Source organism: Salinisphaera sp. T5B8, assembly GCF_040361255.1.
In the GTDB taxonomy this organism is placed as follows: Bacteria; Pseudomonadota; Gammaproteobacteria; order Nevskiales; family Salinisphaeraceae; genus Salinisphaera.
Window position 1 is genome coordinate 60951 of record NZ_APNG01000015.1, and the last position, 15161, is coordinate 76111.

Consider the following 15161-nt stretch of genomic DNA (forward strand, 5'->3'; position numbering starts at 1 on the left):
TAATGTATTGGGTCGATAGGCCGCGTGCGAACGTATCCGTTATATGTCTGGCGCGGCCGTAAGGTCACGGCCGCGCCAGTTTACGCGGCTGTCCAAAGCGGACTACGTTGTGCGGGCGCGTGCCGCCGATGGGCACCTTGCCCGCCAGGCGCGCATGGAGCGCACCCGCGTAGTCGCTGACCAAACGGCGCTAGCCGTGGGTCGAGCCGTCGTGCACGTGGCCGTGCTCGATTTCTTCGCTGCTGGCTTCGCGTACGTCGTGGATATTGACGGTGAAGTTCAGCGTCTGACCGGCGAGCACGTGGTTGCCGTCGACGGTGACTTCCTCGCCTTCGACTTCCTTGACGGTCACGATCATCGGGCCGGCATCCGACTCGGCACGAAAGCTCATGCCCGGCGCCAGTTCGTCTACGCCCTGGAAGGCGTCGCGGCTGACTTTCTGCACCAGCTCTTCACGATAGGGGCCATAGCCTTCTTCCGGTTCGACGGTCGCCTTGACTTCATCGCCCTGGGCATGACCTTCGATCGCCTTTTCAAGCCCCGGCACGATGTTGCCGTGGCCGTGGAGATAGGCCAGCGGCTGACCTTCGCTCGACTGATCGATGATTTCGCCGTCCGTGTCGCGCAGCACGTAATAAATGCTTACGACGCTGTCCTGCTTGGCTTCCATGTTGGTTCGCTCTGTTTTGTCGCGTATGAACGACAAGACGTTGCGACGATCTGGAAAAAAACAATGCCTATGACGAGAAAATCCGCCTGAAAAAGCCCATTCGGCGGTAGAAACGCGCCGCTGGCGGCCGGACTGGCCATGAAAAAGCCGGGCAGCGCCCGGCTTTTTCGATCAACGGGATTGTGTGATCGCGTCGATCAGTTCTCCAGCTTGGCGTCCAGATCGATCTGGGCACCCTGGTACAGGCGCGATACCGGGCAAGCCTGCTTGGCCTTGGCGGCAATATCCTCGAACTCGCTGGCCTCGATGCCGGGCACCTGGCCGCGGGTGATGAGTTCGATACGCTCGATCGTGGGCGTGCCGTCGACCGAAAAATGCACTTTCGCCTGCGTCTTCACCGAATCCGGCGTATGACCGGCTTCGGCGAGCATGGCCGAGAACTGCATCGAAAAGCAGCCGGCGTGTGCTGCGCCGATCAGCTCTTCCGGATTGGTGCCGGTGCCATCCTCGAAACGGGTCTTGAACGAGAACTGGCCTTCATAGGCGCCGCTTTCGAGCGACATGTAGCCCTTGCCGGATTTCAAATCACCTTGCCACTGCGCGTCAGCCTTGCGAACGGGCATACAGAACTCCTCATGCGATTGGTGTGCTATCGAACGTTACGGGCGATCGCCGTCGAACACAAGTATTGTGCACAATCTAATTTGAGGCGGTTGTATCAGTGGGCATAAATCATCTTGCGCGTCATGCCGCCGTCCACCACCAGCGTCTGGCCGGTGATGAATCCCGCCTGATCGCTGCATAGAAAAGCCACCATGGCCGCAATATCCGCGCCACGGCCGACCCGTCCGGCTGGATGCTGTTCGTGGTCTATGGCGCGCAGCGCATCGGGTGACTCGGCCTGCGGTTGTTCGTCGCGTACGTCGATCCAGCCGGGTGCCACCGCATTGACCCGGATCTGCGGGCCGAGGCTGACCGATAGTGCATGGGTCAGGGCCACGATACCGCCCTTGCTGGCGGCATAGGCTTCGGTGTGGGGTTCGGATTGATAGGCCCGGGTCGAGGCCATGTTGACGATGCTGCCGCCGCTTCGGCGTAGCCAGGGTGTGCAATGTTTCGCGCACAGAAAGTAGCCGCTGAGGTTGACGCCGATCACGCGGTTCCAGTCTTCCAGCGACAGCGCTTCGATCGGTGCGTTGAACGGATCGGCAATGCCGGCATTATTGACCAGCACATCGAGGCGACCGCAGGCGTCCGTGAGGCGGGTGATTGCGTCGATGACGGCGGCTTCATTGGCCACATCGGCGACAAGCCGCACCACGCGACGCTCGACGTCCGGTTCGTGCCGGGCCAACTGCCGGCACAGATCGGCCAGTGCCTGGCCGTCGTGGTCGAGTGCGCCCACGATAAACCCGTCATCGAGCAACCGGCGCGTGACGGCGCGGCCGATACCGCACGCAGCGCCGGTTACCAGGGCAGCTGGGGCGTTATCGTGTTGCTGTGCGTACGTCATCCGGGCTCCAGTCGGTTGTGCCTTTCAAAGGCATTGGCCGATGTCTATCTGGCATTGGCGCGCCAGGGGTCACGCTGATGATAGCGGGCACAAAAAAAGCCCGCCGCATACGCGACGGGCTTTTCGCAATCCGCGGATTGCGGCGAGACCAGCCTTAGCTGTTGTCGTCGGCCGCGTCTTCCATCGAATCGCCCGCGTCTTCCATGGAGTCCTGGATGTCGTCGCCGGCATCTTCCATGCTGTCCTGCGCGTTGTCGGTGGCATTGTCGATGCTCTCACCGGCATTTTCGGCGGGGCCATCGTTATCACAGGCGGCCAGGCTCAGCGTGCCCAGGCCCAGCATCATGGCCAGCAGCAGGGTGGTCAGTTTCTTTTGCATAGTCGACTCCTTGAGTTCGGTAAATGAAGCTCTGCTTTACTACGCGAGGATCACGCCCCCGGCAGAACTTGGACCAAAGTATAAAGCACGCGAAGCTTTCCCGTATATGAATCACGACAAACCGGAAATATTTTTTTCCTTATTCGTCCGCTATCGAAATGCTCTCGCGACGGGCATGTAGCGCCACATGCGCGCTTAATCAATCCGAAAAATCACGTATTTTCGTGTCGGTTTAATAATCGATATCGACACAGGCCGCGCTACGCCGGGCCTTGGCGCGTGCTTCGTCGATGTCATGCGCCCGTGCCAGCGCCACCCCCAGACGCCGCGCGCCGTCGATTTCGGGTTTGCCGAACAGACGCAATTCGGTGTCGGCCTCGGCCAGCGCCTGGGCCAGACCGTGGTAGCGCATCTGTCGGCTCTGGCCTTCGCCGATGATCACAGCCGATGCACAGGCGCCGCGCTGTTCGATATACGGAATGGGTAAACCGAGAATGGCGCGGGCGTGCAGTGCGAATTCGGACAGATTCTGGCCGACGAGGGTCACCAGCCCCGTGTCGTGGGGTCGCGGCGAAACTTCCGAAAACCAGACGCGGTCGCCAGCCACGAAGAATTCCACGCCGAACAGGCCGTGCCCGCCGAGGGCGTCGGTGATCGCGCGCGCCTGACGCTGCGCCTCGGCGAGCGCGGCTTCGCTCATGGGCTGCGGCTGCCAGGACTCGTGGTAATCGCCGCCGACCTGCCGATGGCCAATCGGCGCGCAAAAGCTGGTGCCATCCACATGGCGCACGGTCAGCAGGGTGATTTCGTAGTCGAATTCGATGAAACCTTCGACGATCACGCGCGAGTTGTCGCCGCGCTTGCCGCGCCCGCCGGATTGCGAGTAGGTCCAGGCGCGGTCGATGTCGGATTCGCTGTGCACCGTGCTCTGGCCCTTGCCGGACGACGACATCACCGGTTTGACCACGCAGGGCAGGCCGATGGCCTCGATCGCGGCGCGATAGTCGGCCTCGGTTCCGGCAAAGCGGTAGGGCGAGGTGGGCAGGTCCAGTTCCTCGGCGGCCAGACGGCGAATGCCTTCGCGATCCATGGTCAGACGAGCCGCGCGGGCGGTGGGGACCACGGTATAGCCTTCATCTTCGAGTTCGATCAGCGTTGCGGTCGCGATGGCTTCGATCTCGGGCACGATCAATGCCGGGCGCTCGGATTCGATGACCTGGCGCAGGGCATCGCCGTCGCCCATATCCAGTACATGGTGGCGGTGCGCGACCTGCATCGCCGGCGCGCGATCATAGCGATCCACCGCAATGACTTCGCAGCCCAGGCGCTGGAGTTCGATCGCGACCTCCTTACCGAGTTCGCCGCTGCCCAGCAGCATGACGCGTGTGCCGGTATCCGAACCGGGCGTGCCGATCGTGCTCATTGAAAATCCTGGCCGAGGTGGAAAACAAACAGGCGCCATTGTCGCCAAGCGCGGCCCTGCTTGAAAGCCTGCTGCGTTGGCGACGTGCCCGCGGGGCATTAAACTGGCGTCATGAAACAGCCTTTGTCCGGTTATCGCGTCATCGATACCACTGCCATGGTGTCCGGCCCGCTGGCGACCATGCAGTTGGCCGATCAGGGCGCCGATGTGCTCAAGATCGAACGCCCGGAGGTGGGTGATTACACGCGGCTTGCCTCGAATCGGCGTAACGGTTTTTCCGCGAGTTATCTCAACAACAACCGCAACAAGCGCTCGGTCGCGCTCAATCTCAAGGACAAGGCCGGGCGTGATGCGCTGCTGCGCCTGTGTGCGGATGCGGATGTATTCGTACAGAATTTTCGCCCCGGCGTGGCCGAGCGCATGGGCATTGGCGAAGACGACATACGGGCGGTCGCCCCGGACATCATTTACTGCTCGATCAGCGGTTTTGGGGATGCCGGGCCGTATGCGAGCTATCCGGTCTACGATCCGCTGGTCCAGGCGTTATCGAGTCTGGCCAGTATTCAGGGCGGCGCCGATACTGCGCGTCCGCGCCTGGTTCGTACCATCGTGCCCGACAAGCTCACCGGCTACATCGCGGCCCAGGCGATTACCGCCGCGCTGCTCGCGCGTGCCAACGGTGCACCGGGCCAGCATGTGCGCGTGTCGATGCTCGATGCAGTCATCGATTTTCTCTGGCATTCCGACATGAACAGCCAGACGTTCGTCGGCGACGAGTTCGATCAGGCCAAGGCCGCCAGCTTCATCGACCTCATCTACGAAACCACCACGGGCTATATCAGCGTGGCCGTGCAGACCGACAAGGAGTGGCAGGCGTTGATTGGCGCGCTCGATACGCCCGAATGGAACGACGACCCGCGCTTTGCCACGCCCGCAGACCGCCAGGACCATATCGACGCGCGACTCGAACTCACCCAGCAAAAGCTAGCCGAAAACAGTGCCGAACACTGGCTTGCGCGACTGAGCGAATACGGTGTGCCCTGTGCGCCGGTGCTCACCCGTACCGATTTGTTGTCGCACGATCAGATCGCGGCCAACGCCATTGTCATGGAAACCGATCACGCCGAGGCGGGGCGGTTGCGACAGGCGCGTCCCGCCGCGCGTTTTTCGGCCATGCCGGTCGCCGATTATCGCGGCGCGCCCGCGCTCGGCGCGGATACGCGCGCAGTGCTCGCCGAGCACGGGTTTTCCGAGTCGGATATCGATACGCTCGCCCGATCCGGGGCGATCGGCCCGAACCAAGAGGCGTCATGATCGATTTCTATTACTGGCCCACGCCCAACGGCTGGAAGATATCCATCCTGCTCGAAGAGCTGGGGCTGGACTACAGGCTGATTCCGGTGGATATCAACGCGGGTGATCAGTTCGAGCCCGCGTTTCTGGAAATCTCGCCCAATAACCGCATGCCGGCCATCGTCGACCACGACCCGGCACCCGGCTATGGCGATACGCCATTATCGATCTTCGAATCGGGCGCGATTGCACGCTATCTGGCGGCCAAGAGCGGGCAACTCATGCCCGACGACGCACGCCTGCGCACCGAAATCGACGAATGGCTGTTCTGGCAGGTCGGCAATCTCGGGCCGATGGGCGGGCAGATGAGTCATTTCGTCAACTACGCCCCGGGCGAGCACCCGTATTCCTACAAGCGCTATACCGGCGAATATCACCGCTGTCTGGGGGTGCTCGAGCGCCGCCTTGCCGAGCGCGATTATCTGGTGGGCGAAATCTATACCATCGCCGATATCATCAACTGGCCGTGGGTGCTCATCGCCAAGGCCATGGGCCAGCCGCTCGACGAATTTCCGCGCGTGGCGGCCTGGCGGGCGCGTATCAAGCAGCGCCCGGCCGTGCAGCGCGGGGTCGATCTTGGCAAGCAGTGGCGTGGTGGTCAGCCCAAGACCGAAGAAGCACGCCAGCGTTTGTTCAACCAAACCGCCGACACCGTGCGCGGGCGCTAGCGCACGGTTGCAGATTAAAAGCCTTTCAAGGGGAGATCATGTTCGCGTTCATCAAAGCCTTTATTGCCGGTTTTGTATCCACATTGACGTTTCATCAGGGCCTGTTGTGGCTGTTCGTCGCGGCCGGCGTGCTGTCGGGCGCGAATACCTGGAACATGGCGCCGGTGCCGCCCTTCGGCGTGCCTTCGGTCATATCCCTGGCGTTCTGGGGCGGGCTATGGGGCATGCTCCTATGGCTTTTGATTCGTCGTGCCCTGGCCGCCGGCTATTACGTGGGCGCGATCATTCTCGGCGCGATCGGCCCGACGCTGGTGTATCTGTTTGTCGTGCAGTGGCTCAAGGGCCAGTCGATGGCCGAAATCTTCGATCACCTGAGCATGGCGCGGGTGGGCATCGGCCTGGCGCTCAACGGCTGCTGGGGCCTGGGCGTGGCCGTGCTGATGCGAATCATGCATCCGCCGCGCTGAATACGACGTGCGCGGCCGCCGGGCGGTTGGGCCCGGCGGCCTCGCGATCCGGATCCATCTAGTACCCGGCGGTTCTACGCTGCCTGACGTCGCGGCAGGCGCAAGGTGAACACGGTGCGATCGTGATGGGGGTCAGCGTCCGCACGACCGTGTGACGTGAGTATGAGGTCACCGCCGTGGCTGCGCGCCAGCGTGCGGCTGACGGCCAGGCCCAGGCCCACGCCATCGGCCTTGGTGGTGGTGAACGGCTCGAATACCTCGACCGACTCATCCACCCCGGGGCCGTTGTCGCTGATTTCGATATCGATATGATCGGCGTTGTCGGTCACCACGTTGACGGCGACCGTTTTGGATGCCGTCTGGCCTTCCGAGAAGGCATCGATCGCGTTAGTGACCAGATTGCGCAGTATCTGCTGGATAAATACTTCGTCGACCGGCAGGCAGAGTCCGTCCAGCGACGCCACGGACGGGCCGTCGTAGCGAATGTCGTTGGCGCGCAATGCGGGGTCCAGGATCTGGTGCACATCGTCGATGATCGGGCCCAGCAGCTGGTTCTTGCGAGTGGGCCGCCCCTGGCGGGCGAAATCGCGCAGATGATGAATAATGGCCACTGCGCGCGAGATTTCGCTGTCGGCGCGTTCGAGGGTCTGGCGCATTTCGTCGGCGTCGGACGTAAAGCCCATACGCGCACGGGCGATGAAGTTGCGGGCCGCGGTCAGCGGCTGGCTCAGGTCGTGCGCCAGGCCGGTGCCGAGCGTGGCGAACACGCTCATGCGGTCATGACTGTTGATGCTGCTCTGCAGGTTGGAGATACGATCGTTGAATTCGATCCGGTCGGTGATATCCAGGGCCAGCCCTGCCAGCCGGTAAACCTCGCCGCGATCGTTTTCCACGGGAAAGGCGCGATCACGAATCCAGCGTAGTTCGCCGTCGGGCCGGACGATGCGATAGATCTCGTCGTAGTCGCCACTGAGCGCCTGCTGTTGAAAGGCCTCGAGCACCCGGTTTTTGTCTTCTTCATGTACGCGTGCGAGCCGTTCGCTCGGATCGTCGTAGAGATCCTCGCAGTTCTGTCCCCATATTTTTTCGTAGGCTGGACAAACATAGACGAGCCGATCGCCTGTTTCGTCGGTCATCCAGATAACTTCCTGGATATGCTCGGCAAGTTCGCGAAAGCAGCGCTCGTTGGCTTCGATATGATGGCGCTTTTGTTGCTCGGCTTGCAGCTGTTGTTCGAGCTGGGCGATACGCGCGTGGGCGGCTTCGAGCGTATCGGGTTGTTCGCGGTTGGCGTTTTCGAACTCGATGTTGTTCATGGCGTCATTCCATCGCGGCGCGTAAATACGGGGGTCGGATGCTCTATCGGCTGTTTTGCCTTGTCAAAATAGGCTCAATACATTAAAAAGATCGTCGCTAGCCAAGGTCATAGTGTTCAGAGCAGATTGGGGGCGCGGTGTCGTTTGTCATACATATCGTCGATGATGATCCGGCGATTCGCGAATCGCTTAAAGGGCTTCTAAGCGATGCGGGTTTCGATGTCGAGTGCTACTCCAGTGCCGAAGCCTTCCTGAATGTGCGTGCGCCGCGTCGCGGTGTTGCACTTATCGACCTGCGTTTGAAGGATATGGACGGCCTCGCCCTGCAAAGGGAACTCGTGTCACGAAACGCGGCGCTCAGCGTGATCATGATGAGCGCCTATGGCGATATCGAACACGCGGTGGCCGCGATGCGACTGGGCGCGGTCGATTTCGTCGAAAAACCGTTTTCACCGGAAGGCATGCTGGAAAAGGTGCGCCGGTTGTCCCGCGCCACCGATGCCGACGATCTGGCGCTGCGCGAAGCGCGCCAGCATGCCACGCTCATCGAATTGCTTACCCCGCGCGAAAAACAGGTCATGGCCTTGATCGTCGAAGGCCTGGCCAACAAGCAGGTCGCCGGTCAGCTTGGGATCAGCGCACGCACGGTCGAAACCCATCGTGTGCATATCATGCAAAAGCTCAATGCCGAATCGCTGCCGCACCTCGTGCGTATCTGGATTTCGGCAGGCCACCTCGTGGATACGCCCGAAGACTGACACGGGCATGGACGCCGCCGACAGGCGGCGGCGTCCGGATATTGCGCCTAGCCTATATTTTGGGCCCGCGTCCGCGCACCGCGTTGGATACGAGCGCGATCACGAACAGCACCAGGAAGATGAAGAAAAGAATCTTCGCGATGCCGGCCGCGCCCGAGGCAATGCCACCGAAGCCGAACAGCGCCGCGACGATAGCGACGATGAAGAAAGTGATTGCCCAACCCAGCATGATGTTCTCCTTGATTGTGTGTGCAGCGCCCTGATTAAGAGCGCCACGGTCGGACCGTGGCGCAAGCATGCTGCATGGCCAGTATGCCGGAAATTTGTATTCGGCAAGTAAATATTGTCGTAGACCTATTACAGTTGATTGGCCAGCTGTTTTTCGATCTGCTCGGCGTCGTGCTGAGCCCAGTTCTTGTCGATGGTCTTGGTGACCGTCTTTTCCAGCGGGCCGTCGAGCTTGTCACGCAGCCGGCCGAGGAAAGAGGGATCGGCCACGAGGATCAGTGCGTCGAAGGCATCGTCGTTGTGCCCCGCCTTGACCCGCTCGACGACCTGTTTGGCGAAGATGTCGGCATGTTTTTCCGACGTGCTGGTCTGTGGATCAGCCTGATGCACACTCGAGCCACCGCTGTCGTGTACTTCACCCTTGCCGCCGGTACGCAGATCGCCTTCGTGGGCCTGGCTTTCTTCGTGGGTCAGGGTGTCGACGAGCGTCAGACCACTACCGGCGCCGTTGCGGCCAAAAATGCGGGCACGCGCCGCATCACCCACAACGATCCATTGTTGCGCCATGATTTTCTCCTTGGCTTGGGGTCGAATACGAGCGGGCGACGCGCACGCCGCCACGCTATCGAACGGTTACATATTCACGCCGACTTGGCGAATCGAACATCCCGGTACGGGTCATGCATTTCCAAGGCCTCGGGCCGATCCCGATTGGCCAGGAACGACGGCCGTGGCTTATCCGCCGCAAAGGGCTGCTCGAGCGCGTTTTCGACGCTGTTGTAAACGAAGAACAGGTTCGAGCGCGGCCAGGGCGACATATTGGAGTTCGACGCATGCAATACGTTGCATTCGAACAACAGCAGGGAGCCGGCCGGGCCCTTGGGCGCCTGAATGCCGCCACGCTGGGCTAGGGCCTGCAGGTTCTGCTGACTCGGCACGCCGGCTTCCTGGGCCTTGAGCGAGCTCTTCCAGTTGTCATCGGGCGTTTGGCCGACACAGGGCACGAACTGATGGTGCGAGCCCGGAATGAGCATCAGCGGGCCGTTGAATTCGTTGTTGTCGGTGAGCATGATCGACGCGCTGATCGCGCGCATGCGCGGCATGCCATCCTCGGCATGCCAGGTTTCGAAATCCGAATGCCAGTCGAAACCGGCGCCCTGGAAACCGTATTTGTCGTTGATTCGCGACTGGTGGATATACACGTCGCCGCCGAGCAGCTGACGCACCATGCCCAGAATACGCGGGTCACGCGTGAGCTCGGCGAAGCGCTCGGAAATACGGTGCATGTCGAACACGGAACGCACCGCGCCCGATTTCGGATCACGGATCACGCCATCCTGCTTGAGCAGCTTTTCGTCGTGGCTCATCTGCTCGAGCTCGTCAAAGAACGGCGTCATGCGTTCCTGAGAGAAAAAGCCTTCGAACCAGAGAAAACCGTCGCGTTCGAAACTCGACAGTGCCACTTCGTCGAGAGGGCCCTGCCAGCGGTCATGGGTATTCGAATGTACGACCGGATCCCGGCGCAGGTAGCGCGGCTCGGGACGGCTCGTACGCGTTATATAGTCGTCGTTTCGCATCGTTTGCCTCCGGTTGAAAACGACCCGGCGCCGTTACCGGCGCCGGTATGCAAGCCCGCGGCGAGCTAGAACTTGCGTTCGAATTCGGCGAGTTTTTGTTCCGCCGCTTCCTTGGTGTCGCCGTATTTTTCCTGGATCTTGGCGAGCATGTTTTCACGCTTGCCCTTGACCTCTTCGACATCGTCATCGGTCAGGCGGCCCCAGTGCTCGCGCACCTTGCCTTTCATACGGTCCCATTTGCCTTCGAATTGATCTTCGTTCATGGCGTTGTCCTTGCTCATGTGTAAAACAGCATCGTCAACGTAAGCGCCTGCCCGCACCGGCTCAATACGGGCTAATACCTAAGGAATTTCTGGCGCGCAGGAACGCGCCCAGCGTGGTGTACGTGTAGCGCGCAATACCGGTCGGCCGGTTGGGCAGCTGTTTTTAACGAACTGGCGTATGCGCCGGCGGCCGCCCTGGCCGCAAGGCATGAACATGGATATTTCGTGGCCCGCCAATAACGCGTAAGCTCGCCGAACCATCCAATCGTTGCATTGACCTATGACACAGTCGCAAAAGATGAATTCGACCGCGCAAGCAATCTTCGAAGCCCACGTGGCCTTCGAGCTCGACCAATGGCGTGGAAAGGGCGCGGTCAAGCGCTTGCAGGACGAAGTCGATGCGTTCTGGCAATGGGCCGATCAGACGAGTCTGGAAACCGTTGTTTCGGTCGATACGGTACGCGGCGCGGCCGAACGCCTGGCCCTGGACATGTCACTGCCCGACGATCTGGCCGGCGTGATCGGCGGTATCGCCGACGACCTGATCTGCCACGATGTGAACAAGAATACGCGGGTACAGGATGTTATTGACGAACAGCTGTTCGACGATGGCGTATCGCTGTTCGTCGAACTCGAGGCCTTGCGTGCGCGGTTGATTACCCGCGCGCTGGATAGCCCGGTCTATACCGCCTTGGCCTCGGATGTGCTTTATCAGGGCATCAAGGACTACATCTTCTCCGACACCGGTGCCATCAAGTCGATTCCCGGTGTGTCGTCCTTGCTCAAGGGTTCGAGCAGTGCGCTGAGCAAACGTATGCCCGGCCTGGAAGCGCAGGTGGAAAAACGGGTGCGCTCCTATATCGAAAACAATACGGCCAAGACGCTGGCGCGCAGTCAGGAACTGTTGATCGAATCCCTCGACGAAGAGCGCATCCGCGCGATCGCCGCGGAAATCTGGGCCGAGGTCCAGGACAAGAAGCTGTCGATCGAGGATGTGGTCGACAGCGACGAGCTTCAGAAGCTCATCGATTACGGGCTGCGTATCTGGCAGGAACTGCGTGAGACCCAGTACGTCGGCGAACTGGTGGATGCTGCGGTGGTGTCGTATTTCGAGCGCAACGGCAGCCGTACGCTGGCCGACGTATTGGGCGACGTCGGTGTCAATCGCGATCTGCTGCGTCAGGAGGCCGAAACCCTGGCCCCGCCGGTGATCGAAGGTCTGGCCGAAAGGGGGCTGCTCGAGGAGCTGGTACGCCGGCGTCTGGGCGCGTTCTACGAATCGGATGCCTTCGACAAGGCGCTGGGCGAGGCCGGCGAATAAGACGCAACGAGCGCGGCGCCGGCGCTATGGCTGGCGCCGTCGCCTGTTCAGTCGGCCAGAATTCGGGCCATGAAGGCCGGCTGCGCAAACGCGGCGTTATGCATGGCCGGTGTGTAGTAGAACGTCTGCAAGGTCAGATCGCCTTGCGGTGCGTACAACGTGCGCGTATCGCGCGCGGCCAGTGTGGCCGACCACCAGCCGGTGGGATAACTGGGCTGGGGAAAGCTCAGTAGATGGGTATCGGCAAAGCCGGCCGCGCGCAGCCCGCCATGCATTTCCCCGATCAGTTCGCTGTGTACCAACGGCGATTCGCTTTGCTGGACCAGCAGCCCACCCTGGGCAAGCACGCGGTGGCACTGCTTGTAGAACGCTTCATTGAACAGGCCCTCGGCCGGGCCGATCGGGTCGGTACTGTCGATGATGATCAGGTCGACGCTGGCGTCCGGGGCGTTGTTCATCCACGCCACACCGTCCTCGAAGGCGAGCGTGGCGCGTGCATCGTCGTTGGCATCGCACAGCGCGGGAAAATATTCTTCCGCGATGCGGGTCACGCGTTCGTCGATCTCGATCTGGGTGGCACGCTCGACACTTTCGTGCTTGAGCACTTCGCGCAGGGTGCCGCAGTCGCCACCGCCGATGATCACCACGTTTTTCGCTGCGCCGTGGGCGAACAGGGCCGGGTGGGTCATCATCTCGTGATAGACGAAATTGTCGCGGTCGGTGAGCATCACCAGCCCGTCGATGGTCAGAAGCCGGCCGAAGGTCTCGGTTTCGTACACGGCAATGGTCTGATAAGGCGACTGTTCTTCATGCAGCTTGGCCTTGATGCGTAACGAAAAGCCCAGTCCCAGATCGTTGCTTGCTTCGGTATACCAGTTCTCGTCGAGTACCATGCGTTGTCCTTGTCTGCGCGTACGCGCGTCCATCAAGCCAGAATCGCCTCGCAGTATAAGCCAGCCACGCAAATACAATGTCCATGTCCCGACCCCAACCAACCCCGCATGCCGCTGCCGACTGGCAGATCGATGACGCCCGCGCGCTTTATCGCGTCGCCACCTGGGGTGACGGCTATTTCGATATCAACGATCGTGGCGCGGTGACCGTCACGCCGCAAAAGGGCGGGCCGGCAATCGATCTCGACCGCTTGACCGATGAAATCCAGCAGGCCGGCCTGCGCTTGCCGGTTTTGGCGCGCTTTACCGATATTCTCGGCGACCGTATCAACCGGCTCTGCGATGCGTTCGAAGCCGCGCGCGAACGCCACGACTACGATGGCCGCTATACGGTGGTTTATCCGGTCAAGGTCAATCAGCAGCGCGCGGTCGTCGAACAGCTCGTGGCTTCGGGCGGCGTGCGTGCCGGGCTGGAAGCCGGCAGCAAGCCGGAGCTCATGGCCGTGCTCGCATTGGCCGCGCCGCAGAGCGTGATCGTGTGCAACGGCTACAAGGACCGGGCCTTTCTGCGCCTGGCCATGATCGGCCAGCAACTCGGCCATCGCGTGTATATCGTGGTGGAAAAGCCCTCCGAGCTGGAACCCATTGCCGAAATCGCCGACGAACTGGGCCTGCGCCCGACCATCGGCCTGCGGGTGCGCCTGGCCAGTGTCGCCGCGGGCCACTGGCAGAACACCGGCGGCGAGAAATCCAAGTTCGGCCTGACCGCCACCCAGGTGGTGGCCGCGCTCGAACAGCTCCAACAGCTCGGCTATGCCGACTGCGTACGCATGCTGCATGTGCATGTCGGCTCGCAGGTGGCCGATCACGGCGCGCTGTCGCGGGCGATGGACGAAACCGCCCATCTCTATCGCGGCCTGCGCGCGCTCGGCGCGCCGCTGGAATGCGTGGATGTCGGTGGCGGGCTGGCGGTTGACTACGAAGGCCGCGGCGCGCGCTCGTTCTGTTCCATGAACTACGGCGTGCCCGACTATGCCGACGCCGTGGTCGGCGCGCTTGCACGGGTGTGCCGCAGCTTCGACCTGCCCATGCCGGATCTGATCAGCGAATCCGGCCGTGCATTGACTGCCCACCATGCCGTACTGCTCACTCAGGTCATCGACAGCGAACTGGCCAGTACGCCGGCGCCGGATGCGCTTGATTCGACGCTGTCGCCCAGCGCCACGCTCGATCGCGCCGAACGGCGAATGGCCGATACGCAGGCGCGTTTTCTGGCCGGCGATATCGGTCTGGCCGAACGCGCCGAGGCCGAGGCACAGGCAATATCGACCTATCGTGCGGTGGCTGCGCATGCCCCCGAAAACGACGACGAACGCACCGCCGTCGCCGCTGCCCAGGAAAAGCTGGCGGCCAAGTATTTCGTCAATTTCTCGGTATTCCAGTCGGTGCCCGATGTCTGGGCGCTGGATCAGATATTTCCGGTGATGCCGCTGGCGCGACTCAACGAGCGCCCCGACGAGCGCGCTCGGCTGTGCGACCTGACCTGTGATTCCGATGGCCGGCTGGACCGTTATGTCGACGAAAACGGCGTCGATACCACGCTGCCGTTGCATGCGCTACGCCAGGATGAAGCCTATCGGCTGGGCATCTTCATGGTCGGCGCCTACCAGGAAAACCTGGGCGATATGCACAACCTGTTCGGCGATACCGATGTGGTCAATATCGAAATCGACGACGCGAGCGACAGCGGCTGGCGCCTGGCCGATGCCGAGCAGGGCGATCGCACCGACGAACTGCTGCGCTATGTCCATTTCGAGCCCGACGATCTGCGCGCGGCCTACCGGCGCAAGCTGGCCGCCTCCGGCCTGAGCGGCCGGCTCAAGCGCGAAACCGAAGCCCTGCTCGAAGCCGGGCTTGCGGGCTACACCTACCTTGTCGAATCGTAAGCGCTGCTGAAGCAAAGCATGGTCCGCGAATGAACGCGAATGCACGCAAATAAGGCCGACGAGGTGGCTTTGAAGCTAAGTCAGGTGGCCAAGCAATACCTGACTTGGTCGCCAGGCTCTGTTCACTAACGTCTTTTGTTCGCGTTTATTGGCGTGCATTCGCGGACTGTTTTTCAAGACAGGATCCGCAGATTGCGCAGATGACACAGATTATCTGACAGTCGCTGCGTGCTTCGGCGCCCAAGTCTGACGACACGCGCGATCCGCTACTGGCTCCCGGCGTTCTTAAGTCAATCTGTGAAATCGGTGTAATCTGCGGATTGTTGTCCAGGCAACGCAGCCCAGTGCTCGTACAGGGACAGGTTTCGGGCAGGGTGCCGTTGATT

Annotated in this window: 17 protein-coding genes; 6 read left to right on the forward strand and 11 right to left on the reverse strand. The window is 61.5% G+C overall.

The genetic code is table 11. The annotated features are described in order from the left end of the window. Positions 1–190 precede the first annotated feature (190 nt). From slyD to purT, 5 genes are all read right to left on the reverse strand, one after another. Positions 191–670, reverse strand: a complete 480-nt coding sequence (slyD, locus tag T5B8_RS13885) for a peptidylprolyl isomerase (protein ID WP_353179662.1) — start codon at positions 668–670, stop codon at positions 191–193. Positions 671–867: 197 nt separating this feature from the next. Beyond that, positions 868–1293 (reverse strand): OsmC family protein, encoded by a 426-nt coding sequence (locus T5B8_RS13890; protein ID WP_353179663.1) that lies wholly within the window; start codon positions 1291–1293, stop codon positions 868–870. Between the two features lie 95 nt (positions 1294–1388). Further along, entirely contained in the window at positions 1389–2183 is a 795-nt protein-coding gene (locus T5B8_RS13895) for an SDR family oxidoreductase (protein WP_353179665.1), read from the reverse strand. A gap of 154 nt (positions 2184–2337) precedes the next feature. Beyond that, complete coding sequence (locus T5B8_RS13900; RefSeq protein ID WP_353179667.1) at positions 2338–2562, reverse strand: hypothetical protein; 225 nt, start codon at positions 2560–2562, stop codon at positions 2338–2340. Between the two features lie 232 nt (positions 2563–2794). Beyond that, positions 2795–3985 carry a formate-dependent phosphoribosylglycinamide formyltransferase gene (purT, locus tag T5B8_RS13905; protein WP_353179668.1) on the reverse strand — a complete coding sequence of 397 codons (1191 nt, stop codon included), beginning with the start codon at positions 3983–3985 and terminating at the stop codon, positions 2795–2797. A gap of 111 nt (positions 3986–4096) precedes the next feature. On the opposite strand from purT, the gene T5B8_RS13910 reads away from it, so the two are divergent. From T5B8_RS13910 to T5B8_RS13920, 3 genes are read left to right on the forward strand one after another with little or no spacing between them, the layout of a single operon-like run. Next, positions 4097–5299 carry a CaiB/BaiF CoA transferase family protein gene (locus T5B8_RS13910; protein WP_353179670.1) on the forward strand — a complete coding sequence of 401 codons (1203 nt, stop codon included), beginning with the start codon at positions 4097–4099 and terminating at the stop codon, positions 5297–5299. Next, positions 5296–6006 carry a glutathione S-transferase family protein gene (locus T5B8_RS13915; protein WP_353179672.1) on the forward strand — a complete coding sequence of 237 codons (711 nt, stop codon included), beginning with the start codon at positions 5296–5298 and terminating at the stop codon, positions 6004–6006. Before T5B8_RS13910 ends, T5B8_RS13915 begins: the two co-directional genes overlap by 4 nt. Positions 6007–6044: 38 nt before the next feature. Then, positions 6045–6473 (forward strand): hypothetical protein, encoded by a 429-nt coding sequence (locus tag T5B8_RS13920; RefSeq protein ID WP_353179674.1) that lies wholly within the window; start codon positions 6045–6047, stop codon positions 6471–6473. A 74-nt stretch (positions 6474–6547) separates the two neighbouring features. Here T5B8_RS13920 and T5B8_RS13925 read toward each other — a convergent pair whose 3' ends face one another. Then, positions 6548–7789 carry a two-component system sensor histidine kinase NtrB gene (locus T5B8_RS13925; protein ID WP_353179676.1) on the reverse strand — a complete coding sequence of 414 codons (1242 nt, stop codon included), beginning with the start codon at positions 7787–7789 and terminating at the stop codon, positions 6548–6550. 137 nt (positions 7790–7926) lie between these two features. Between T5B8_RS13925 and T5B8_RS13930 the strand changes: the two genes are divergently transcribed. After that, positions 7927–8547: a response regulator transcription factor gene (locus T5B8_RS13930; protein WP_353179677.1), complete on the forward strand. Its 621-nt coding sequence runs from the start codon at positions 7927–7929 to the stop codon at positions 8545–8547. A 52-nt stretch (positions 8548–8599) separates the two neighbouring features. On the opposite strand, the gene T5B8_RS13935 is transcribed toward T5B8_RS13930, so the two are convergent. From T5B8_RS13935 to T5B8_RS13950, 4 genes are all read right to left on the reverse strand, one after another. After that, positions 8600–8776 (reverse strand): DUF1328 domain-containing protein, encoded by a 177-nt coding sequence (locus T5B8_RS13935; RefSeq protein WP_209059367.1) that lies wholly within the window; start codon positions 8774–8776, stop codon positions 8600–8602. A gap of 128 nt (positions 8777–8904) precedes the next feature. Then, positions 8905–9342 carry a host attachment protein gene (locus T5B8_RS13940; protein ID WP_353179679.1) on the reverse strand — a complete coding sequence of 146 codons (438 nt, stop codon included), beginning with the start codon at positions 9340–9342 and terminating at the stop codon, positions 8905–8907. Between the two features lie 74 nt (positions 9343–9416). Beyond that, positions 9417–10352: an ectoine hydroxylase gene (gene thpD / locus T5B8_RS13945; RefSeq protein ID WP_353179680.1), complete on the reverse strand. Its 936-nt coding sequence runs from the start codon at positions 10350–10352 to the stop codon at positions 9417–9419. Positions 10353–10417: 65 nt separating this feature from the next. Continuing rightward, positions 10418–10615, reverse strand: a complete 198-nt coding sequence (locus T5B8_RS13950; RefSeq protein ID WP_353179681.1) for a CsbD family protein — start codon at positions 10613–10615, stop codon at positions 10418–10420. Positions 10616–10895: 280 nt separating this feature from the next. Between T5B8_RS13950 and T5B8_RS13955 the strand changes: the two genes are divergently transcribed. Further along, the gene (locus T5B8_RS13955) at positions 10896–11936 is read left to right on the forward strand and encodes a hypothetical protein (protein WP_353179683.1); all 1041 of its coding nucleotides are present in this window, start codon (positions 10896–10898) and stop codon (positions 11934–11936) included. 47 nt (positions 11937–11983) lie between these two features. Here T5B8_RS13955 and speE read toward each other — a convergent pair whose 3' ends face one another. Next, positions 11984–12829 (reverse strand): polyamine aminopropyltransferase, encoded by an 846-nt coding sequence (gene speE, locus T5B8_RS13960; protein WP_353179685.1) that lies wholly within the window; start codon positions 12827–12829, stop codon positions 11984–11986. 77 nt (positions 12830–12906) lie between these two features. On the opposite strand from speE, the gene speA reads away from it, so the two are divergent. Further along, positions 12907–14775: a biosynthetic arginine decarboxylase gene (speA, locus tag T5B8_RS13965; RefSeq protein ID WP_502950801.1), complete on the forward strand. Its 1869-nt coding sequence runs from the start codon at positions 12907–12909 to the stop codon at positions 14773–14775. Positions 14776–15161 lie beyond the last annotated feature (386 nt).

What these genes read in the sequence shown, in the direction of transcription:
- T5B8_RS13925 (WP_353179676.1), bottom strand. Translation starts at nt 7,789, where the DNA reads ATGAACAACATCGAGTTCGAAAACGCCAACCGCGAACAACCCGATACG.
- speE (WP_353179685.1), bottom strand. Translation starts at nt 12,829, where the DNA reads ATGGTACTCGACGAGAACTGGTATACCGAAGCAAGCAACGATCTGGGA.
- T5B8_RS13910 (WP_353179670.1), top strand. Translation starts at nt 4,097, where the DNA reads ATGAAACAGCCTTTGTCCGGTTATCGCGTCATCGATACCACTGCCATG.
- speA (WP_502950801.1), top strand. Translation starts at nt 12,907, where the DNA reads ATGTCCATGTCCCGACCCCAACCAACCCCGCATGCCGCTGCCGACTGG.
- slyD (WP_353179662.1), bottom strand. Translation starts at nt 670, where the DNA reads ATGGAAGCCAAGCAGGACAGCGTCGTAAGCATTTATTACGTGCTGCGC.
- T5B8_RS13920 (WP_353179674.1), top strand. Translation starts at nt 6,045, where the DNA reads ATGTTCGCGTTCATCAAAGCCTTTATTGCCGGTTTTGTATCCACATTG.
- thpD (WP_353179680.1), bottom strand. Translation starts at nt 10,352, where the DNA reads ATGCGAAACGACGACTATATAACGCGTACGAGCCGTCCCGAGCCGCGC.
- purT (WP_353179668.1), bottom strand. Translation starts at nt 3,985, where the DNA reads ATGAGCACGATCGGCACGCCCGGTTCGGATACCGGCACACGCGTCATG.
- T5B8_RS13940 (WP_353179679.1), bottom strand. Translation starts at nt 9,342, where the DNA reads ATGGCGCAACAATGGATCGTTGTGGGTGATGCGGCGCGTGCCCGCATT.
- T5B8_RS13915 (WP_353179672.1), top strand. Translation starts at nt 5,296, where the DNA reads ATGATCGATTTCTATTACTGGCCCACGCCCAACGGCTGGAAGATATCC.
- T5B8_RS13950 (WP_353179681.1), bottom strand. Translation starts at nt 10,615, where the DNA reads ATGAACGAAGATCAATTCGAAGGCAAATGGGACCGTATGAAAGGCAAG.
- T5B8_RS13955 (WP_353179683.1), top strand. Translation starts at nt 10,896, where the DNA reads ATGACACAGTCGCAAAAGATGAATTCGACCGCGCAAGCAATCTTCGAA.
- T5B8_RS13935 (WP_209059367.1), bottom strand. Translation starts at nt 8,776, where the DNA reads ATGCTGGGTTGGGCAATCACTTTCTTCATCGTCGCTATCGTCGCGGCG.
- T5B8_RS13895 (WP_353179665.1), bottom strand. Translation starts at nt 2,183, where the DNA reads ATGACGTACGCACAGCAACACGATAACGCCCCAGCTGCCCTGGTAACC.
- T5B8_RS13890 (WP_353179663.1), bottom strand. Translation starts at nt 1,293, where the DNA reads ATGCCCGTTCGCAAGGCTGACGCGCAGTGGCAAGGTGATTTGAAATCC.
- T5B8_RS13900 (WP_353179667.1), bottom strand. Translation starts at nt 2,562, where the DNA reads ATGCAAAAGAAACTGACCACCCTGCTGCTGGCCATGATGCTGGGCCTG.